General features: G+C 71.0%; 6 protein-coding genes. 4 read left to right on the top strand and 2 right to left on the bottom strand.

The features are described 5' to 3' along the window. Nucleotides 1-206 precede the first annotated feature (206 nt). Nucleotides 207-998: an oxepin-CoA hydrolase, alternative type gene (locus tag IC63_RS16065; protein WP_036722385.1), complete on the top strand. Its 792-nt coding sequence runs from the start codon at nucleotides 207-209 to the stop codon at nucleotides 996-998. 1 nt (nucleotide 999) lies between these two features. Here IC63_RS16065 and IC63_RS16070 read toward each other — a convergent pair whose 3' ends face one another. Continuing rightward, nucleotides 1,000-1,752, bottom strand: a complete 753-nt coding sequence (locus IC63_RS16070; protein ID WP_052042329.1) for a GntR family transcriptional regulator — start codon at nucleotides 1,750-1,752, stop codon at nucleotides 1,000-1,002. A 258-nt stretch (nucleotides 1,753-2,010) separates the two neighbouring features. On the opposite strand from IC63_RS16070, the gene IC63_RS16075 reads away from it, so the two are divergent. The 3 genes from IC63_RS16075 (at nucleotide 2,011) to IC63_RS16085 (ending at nucleotide 5,820) form a co-directional block, all read left to right on the top strand. Beyond that, nucleotides 2,011-3,234 (top strand): MFS transporter, encoded by a 1,224-nt coding sequence (locus tag IC63_RS16075; RefSeq protein ID WP_036722393.1) that lies wholly within the window; start codon nucleotides 2,011-2,013, stop codon nucleotides 3,232-3,234. A gap of 101 nt (nucleotides 3,235-3,335) precedes the next feature. After that, nucleotides 3,336-4,766 (top strand): allantoinase PuuE, encoded by a 1,431-nt coding sequence (puuE, locus tag IC63_RS16080; protein WP_036722396.1) that lies wholly within the window; start codon nucleotides 3,336-3,338, stop codon nucleotides 4,764-4,766. Between the two features lie 133 nt (nucleotides 4,767-4,899). Further along, complete coding sequence (locus tag IC63_RS16085; RefSeq protein WP_084116005.1) at nucleotides 4,900-5,820, top strand: bifunctional allantoicase/(S)-ureidoglycine aminohydrolase; 921 nt, start codon at nucleotides 4,900-4,902, stop codon at nucleotides 5,818-5,820. 31 nt (nucleotides 5,821-5,851) lie between these two features. Here the strand turns inward: IC63_RS16085 and IC63_RS16090 are convergent, their stop codons facing one another. After that, nucleotides 5,852-7,144 (bottom strand): PQQ-dependent sugar dehydrogenase, encoded by a 1,293-nt coding sequence (locus IC63_RS16090; RefSeq protein WP_036722404.1) that lies wholly within the window; start codon nucleotides 7,142-7,144, stop codon nucleotides 5,852-5,854. Nucleotides 7,145-7,249 lie beyond the last annotated feature (105 nt).

The raw sequence follows: 7,249 nt of genomic DNA on the forward strand, positions 1-7,249 counted from the left end.
CACAGGCGACATGAGGGGCGGGCTCCTTGACGTGACCTTGGGGAACAAGCTCTCGCAGCTTCGCCCGGTTCCTGCCAAGGCTCTGCGATTCAAGATATCTTGACCGCGGGGCCTTCGGCCCGGTGACCTTGCGTTCCGGCGGGGGCGCGGCCCTTGCGCCGGCGGCCCGGGCACGGCCAAGCTGGAGCGAAATCACGGGGGAGCACATGGACAACTGCGAGATCATCGACCGCGACACCCATCTGGTGGTCGTGAACACCAACCCCGCGCGCCGCAACGCGCTGACCTCGGGTTTCTATGCCGGGCTGCGGGCAGCGCTGGCGCAGGCGGCGGCAGAGCCGCGGATCGGCGCCGTGGTGCTGACCGGGGCCGAGGGCTTCTTCTGCGCCGGCGGCGACCTGACCATGCTGATGAACGCCCCCCGCATGGCGGAATCGGAACGCCGCCACCACATCGCCGACCTGGCGGCGCTGGTCGGCGCGATCCTCGACTGTCCGCGCCCGGTCATCGCCGCGGTCGAGGGCGGAGCGGCCGGGGCAGGCTTCTCGCTGGCAATGGCCTGCGACCTGATCGTGGCGGCCGAGGATGCGGGCTTTACCGCGTCCTACATCAACGCCGGGCTGGTGCCCGACGGGGGGCTGACCGGCAGCCTGATGGGCGCGCTGCCCCCGGCGCTGGCGGCCGAGCTGTGCCTGTCCGGTCGCCCGGTCGCGGCGGCGCGGCTGCACACGCTGGGCGCGATCAACGCGGTGGTGCCCTCGGGCCAGGCGCTGGCCGCGGCCGAGGACATCGCCGCGCGGCTGGCCAGCGGCCCGGCCGTGGCACAGGCCGCGATCAAGGGGCTGATCGTCAATGCCCGCCGGGTGCTGATGGACCGCCAGCTCGAGGCCGAGATCACCCCGATGGCCGCAGCGCTGGCCGCGCCCGAGGCGGCCGAGGGGATCGCCGCCTTCCTCGGCAAGCGCAGTCCCGACTTTGCCGCGCTGCGCCGGAACTAGCTCAGGCGATGCTCGTGAACAGCGTCTCGCCCGGCAGGAAGGCGTGTCGGGCGAGGCTCACCGGCTGGGTGCCGGCCCAGAAGCAGGTTTCATAGACCAGCACCGGCGCCCCCGGCTCGCAGCCCAGCAGCGTCTCGACCTGCATGTCGCCGGCGGTGCGGGCGCTGACATTCTGTTCTATCAGCGAGATCGGCACGTTGGTCGCGATCCATTCGTTGATCGTCGTCGAGGCGGGCAGTTCGATGTCCAGCCCCGGCAGCGCCGCGCTGTCGTGCCAGCGCCGCTCGGCGCACAACAGGTTGCCGTCTGCGTAGAACAGGGTCCGCGTCTCGACGATCCTGCCGGGGTCGCTGTGGAACAGCACCGCCAGCACGTCGGCCGGAGGGGGGGCGCGATGGCGGCCGCGATAGCTGCTGTCGAACCTGCGGCCGCTGCTTTCGATGGCCTCGCGGAAGACCGGCAGCGCCCGCTTGCTGCTGGCGCCGAGGGCATTCAGCGCGACCCGCGTCCCGATCCGCCGGCGGCGCTGCAGCACCCCGCGTCCCGCCAGCGAGCTGAGCGCCCGGTTCACCGTCGCCCGGGCGCAGCCGAACTCAGCCGCCAGCTCCTGCTCGGTCGGGATCAGCGTGCCGGGCGCGTAGGTGCCGTCCGAGATGCGGCGCAGGATCTCGGCGCGCAGATCGGTCCAGCTGGACCGCCCCCGCGCCGTCGCGGTTTCCTGATTCGGGATGGGTCTGGCGTCGCTGGGCGGCATAATCTGATTCGCATCGTTCCGCCGAGACAATAGAGACCGCGGATATTATGGGAACGTGGCTTTTCAGGCTGGTTTTGTCCCAAATTAGCTTGAAACAGGGTAAATGACGCTGCGTCGAATTAACAAGATATAGGATTGACATGGGTCAGTCCGAATCGACCTTGCCGCCGTCGCGGTCCCCCGCATGGGGTTGATCTTTCCGCCGCCCCGTGACGCAGTTCCGGCGGTTGACGGCCCGGGGCGGGCAGGGGGGCAGGGATGACGGCAGGCGACAGCACGAACCCGGACAGCGGCGCAAGCCCGGCGCGCGGCTCGACCGGGCCGGTCTGGCCGGTCCTGATCGCGATCAGCGCCTGCCACATGGTCAACGACATCCTGCAATCGCTGCTGTCGGCGATCTATCCGCTGCTGCGCGACGAGTTCACCCTGAGCTACGCTCAGATCGGCTGGATGACCTTTGCCTTCCAGGTCACCGCCTCGCTGCTGCAGCCGGTGGTGGGCGTCGTCACCGACCGCAGGCCGATGCCGAAATCGCTGGCGGTGGGGATGCTCTCCAGCTTTGCCGGGGTGCTGACGCTGGCGCAGGCCGAAAGCTATCCGATGCTGCTGGCCGGCGCGATGCTGATCGGGCTGGGATCGTCGGTGTTCCACCCCGAAAGCTCGCGGGTGGCGCGCACCGCCTCGGGCGGGCGGTTCGGCACGGCGCAGTCGCTGTTCCAGCTGGGCGGCAATGGCGGGCAGGCGCTGGGGCCGCTGCTGGCGGCGTTCCTCGTGGTGCCGTTCGGGCGGCCGGTGCTGGGCTGGCTGGCGCTGATCGCGCTGGGCGGAGTCGCCGTGCTGTGGCGCGTCGGCGCCTGGGCCGAGGGCCGCCGCAAGGCCGGCGCGCTGCGCAGCGCGGCCGCGCCCAACCTCGACCGCGGGCGGGTGCTGGGCGCGATCGGGGTGCTGGCGCTGTTGTCGATGACCAAGGCCTTCTACATGGCCAGCCTGACCAGCTATTACACCTTCTTCCTGATCGACAAGTTCGGGGTGTCGACCCAGACCTCGCAGATCATGCTGTTCCTTCTGCTGTTCGGATCGGCCGCCGGCGTGATGCTCGGCGGAATCGTCGGCGACCGGGTGGGCACGCTGAAGGTGATCTGGTTTTCCATCCTCGGCGTGCTGCCCTTCACCCTGATGCTGCCCCATGTCGGGCTGGTCGCGACCGGAGCGCTGACGGTGCTGATCGGCCTCATCATCGCCTCGGCCGCGCCCGCCATCGTGGTCTATGCGCAAGAGCTGGTGCCCGGACGAACCGGGCTGATCGCCGGGCTGTTCTTTGGCTTTGCCTTCGGCATGGGCGGGATCGCGGCGGCGGTGCTGGGCTGGGTGGCGGATGCGCGGGGGATCCGCTTCGTCTTCCTGCTGTGTTCCTTCCTGCCGCTGCTGGGGCTGCTGACCGCGCTGCTGCCGCGCCAGCGCGAGCTGGTCCCGGCCCGCTAGGCGGTCTTGCCGCCTGCCGGAAATCGCCGCCGCCGCCGCTGGACAAGCGCGGCCGCGCGCGTGACCCTGCCGCCGGAATGACCGGACAAGGGGGGACGCTGATGCGCTATAGCCGCGACATGAGAGGTTACGGGGAAACCACCCCCGATCCCCGCTGGCCGGGCGGCGCCAGGATCGCGGTCCAGATCGTCGTGAACTACGAGGAAGGCGGCGAGAACAGCATCGAGCACGGCGATGCCGCGTCCGAGGCGTTCCTGTCCGAGATCATCGGCGCCCAGCCCTGGCCGGGCCAGCGCCACTGGAACATGGAATCGATCTATGACTACGGCGCCCGCGCCGGCTTCTGGCGGCTGCACCGGCTGCTGAAGGACATCCCCGTCACCGTCTATGGCGTGGCGACCGCGCTGGAGCGTGCCCCCGAGCAGGTCGCCGCGATGCAGGCCGCGGGGTGGGAGATCGCCACCCACGGGCTGAAGTGGATCGACTATCGCAACATCCCGGCCGAGGTAGAGGCCGCCCATATCGCCGAGGCGATCCGCCTGCACACCGCTGTCACCGGCGAGCGGCCCTATGGCTTCTACCAGGGCCGCACCTCGATGAACACGGTGGCGCTGGGCTGCGAGGAGGGCGGGTTCGCCTATCTCGCCGACAGCATCGCCGACGACCTGCCCTATTGGCATCTCCACAAGGGCAAGCCGCAGCTGATGGTGCCCTACACGATGGACGCCAACGACATGCGGTTCTCGTCGGGGCAGGGCTTCGGGACCGGCACCGACTTCTTCGACTATCTGCGCGACAGCTTCGACGTGCTGTATGCCGAAGGGCAGGCGGGCGCGCCCAAGATGATGTCGGTCGGGCTGCATTGCCGGCTCGCCGGGCGTCCCGGGCGGGCGGCGGCGGTGCAGCGGTTCCTGGATCACGCGCGAGGGCATGAGGGGGTGTGGTTCGCCTCGCGTCTCGACATCGCGCGGCACTGGGCCAGGGAACATCCCTACCAGCCGCGGCAGGCGCCCTCGCAGATGGACCGCGCGGCCTTCGTCGAACGCTTCGGGTCGATCTACGAACACTCGCCCTGGGTCGCCGAGCGGGTCTGGGACGGCGAGATGGGTGCCGTCCATGACAGCGCCGGGGGGTTGGCGGCGCGGATGGCGCAGGTGTTCCGGCAAGCCTCGGACGCCGAGCGGCTGGGGGTGCTGAACGCGCACCCGGACCTCGCCGGCAAGCTCGCCGCGGCGAAGCGGCTGACCGCCGACAGCACCGCCGAGCAGGCCAGCGCCGGGCTCGACAGCCTGACCGACGAGGAACGCGCGACCTTCACCCGGCTGAACGAGGCCTATGTCTCGCGCCACGGGTTCCCCTTCATCATCGCCGTGCGCGACCACGACAAGCCCGGCATCATGGCCGCCATGCAGCGCCGCATCGACAACGACACCGCCACCGAACGCGCTGAGGCAGAGCGGCAGGTCATGCGGATCGGCGAGCTGCGGCTGCAGGCGGCGCTGGGGCAGGGGGGCGCTGCCCCCGGCCGCTGACGCGGCCTCCCCCGGGATATTTGGGGACAGAAGATCACCGCCCTGCCGCCCCGGATCGGAAGACGGGCGCGGCAGGGCGAGCGCGGGGGGCAGGCACCCCCAGCGGCAGGACGAGAGACAGAGAGAGGCGGAGATGATCGACGACACCACCCCGACCGGCAACATCGCCCCCATCCCCGGCGAGGCCGCGCCCGCCCTCGCGCCTGTGCCGCCCGGACCGAGCTATGCCGGCCTCGTCGCCGGGCCGCCGCCGCTGCCCGGGCTGACCACCGACACCGCCGTCCTGACCGACGCCTATGCGGTCATCCCGCGCAGCGTGATGCGGGACATCGTGACCAGCTTTCTGCCGGGCTGGACCGGGATGCGGATGTGGATCATCGCCCGCCCGCTGTCCGGCTTTGCCGAGACCTTCAGCCAGTACATCGTCGAACTCGCCGAGGGCGGCGGCTGCGACGCGCCCGAGGACGACCCCGAGATCCAGTCGGCGATCTTCGTCACCGGCGGCGAGATGGACATCACCATCGACGGCACCACCCACCGCATGACCCCCGGCGGCTTCGCCTATGTCCCGCCGGGCATTGCCTGGGCGGTGCACAACGCAACTGCGGGGAACTGCGGCTTTCACTGGATCCGCAAGCGCTGGCAGCCGGCCGCCGGGGTGGACCGCCCCGACCCGATCGTCACCAACGAAGCCGACATCGCCCCCAGCCCGATGCCCGATACCGAGGGTGCCTGGGCGACCACCCGCTTCGTCGATCCGGCCGACCTGCGTCACGACATGCACGTGACGGTGGTGACGTTCCAGCCCGGCGGCTCGATCCCCTTCGCCGAGACGCATGTGATGGAACACGGGCTGTTCGTGCTGGAAGGCAAGGCCGTCTATCGCCTGAACCGCGACTGGGTCGAGGTGGGGCCGGGCGACTTCATGTGGCTGCGCGCCTTCTGCCCGCAGGCCTGCTATGCCGGCGGGCCCGGGCAGTTCCGCTATCTGCTCTACAAGGACGTGAACCGCCACGCGCCCTTGTGGCACGGGACGCACGGGACGGGGCGCTGAGGCAACCCTGGCGCGGGCCGCCCCCGCGCCTTCACTTCCCGCTCAGCCGCCAGACCACGTTGCCCACGTCGTCGGCGACCAGCAGCGACCGGCGGTCCAGGCCGACCGCCACGCCGACCGGGCGGCCCCAGGCCCGGCGTTCGTCGGGCGACAGGAAGCCGTCCAGCAGATCGCGCGGCGGCCCCGTCGGGCGCCCCGCCTGGAACGGCACGAAGATCACCCGATAGCCCGACAGCTTCGCCCGGTTCCACGACCCGTGCTGGCCGATCACCATGCCGGCGCCGTAGCCCGGCAGCGTCCCCTCGGGCATCCAGCACAGCCCCAGCGAGGCGGTGTGCCCGCCCAGCGCATAATCCGGGGTGATCGCGCGGGCCACGGCGTCCGGGTTCGGCGGCACGCGGTCGTCCACCACCCGGTCCCAATAGCTCCACGGCCAGCCGTAGAAGCCGCCGTCGCGCACCGAAGTCAGATAGTCGGGCGGCGTCTCGTCGCCCAGCCCGTCGCGTTCGTTTACCACCGTCCACAGCGCGCCCGTCTCGGGCTGCCACGCCAGCCCCACGGGGTTGCGCAGGCCGGTGGCGAATTCGCGGGCACGGCCGGTGCCCAGGTCCAGTTCCCAGATCGAGGCGCGGCCTTCCTCGGCCGCCATCCCTTCGTCGCCGATATTGGTCAGCGAGCCGACCCCGGCATAGAGCCGGGCGCCGTCGGCCGAGGCGATCAGGCTGCGCGTCCAGTGCCCGTGCGGCTTGAAGCGCACCAGCGTCTCGGGCTGACCCTCGAGCCGCGTGGCGCCGTCGCGGTAATCGAAGGCCACGATCCCATCTGTGTTGCCGATATAGAACCGCCCGTCGACCAGCGCCATGCCGAAGGGCTGGTTCAGACCCTCGCGAAAGACGTGGCGCTGTTCGGCCACCCCGTCGCCATCGGCGTCGCGCCACAGGGTGATGCGGTTGGCGCTGGGGCCGATGGCGCGGGCGCGGCGCATGGTGGCGTGCCTGGCGCGGTCGAACAGCGTCTCGGCCTCGCCCTCACGCTCGCGCGATTCGGCGACCAGCACGTCGCCGTTGGGCAGCACCTCGATCCAGCGCGGATGGTCCAGCCCCGAGGCATAGGCGGTGACCGCCAGCCCCGGTGCTGCCCGCGGCGTCTGGCCCGCGGCCCAGCCGGCGGCAGTGGGCATCTTGAGCGTCATCACCCGCTGCGGCCGGGCCTGCGGGATCGCCGGCGCCACGCCCACGGCCGGAGTGTCCGGCGTGCGCCCCTTGCGCAGCGCCACCATGACGTTGCCCACGGTCTGCGCCGCCTTGCCGATCAGATCCGCCATGCGCTTTCCCCCCGCCCGCTCTGGCCGCGGCCGGCCGAGCGTGAAATACTGCCCGCTCATCCTCTGACAGCCGATCCGCCGCCGCAACCCATGCCGACCCCGCCC

The sequence above is a fragment of the Paracoccus sphaerophysae genome, from assembly GCF_000763805.1.
GTDB classification, from domain to species: Bacteria; Pseudomonadota; Alphaproteobacteria; order Rhodobacterales; family Rhodobacteraceae; genus Paracoccus; species Paracoccus sphaerophysae.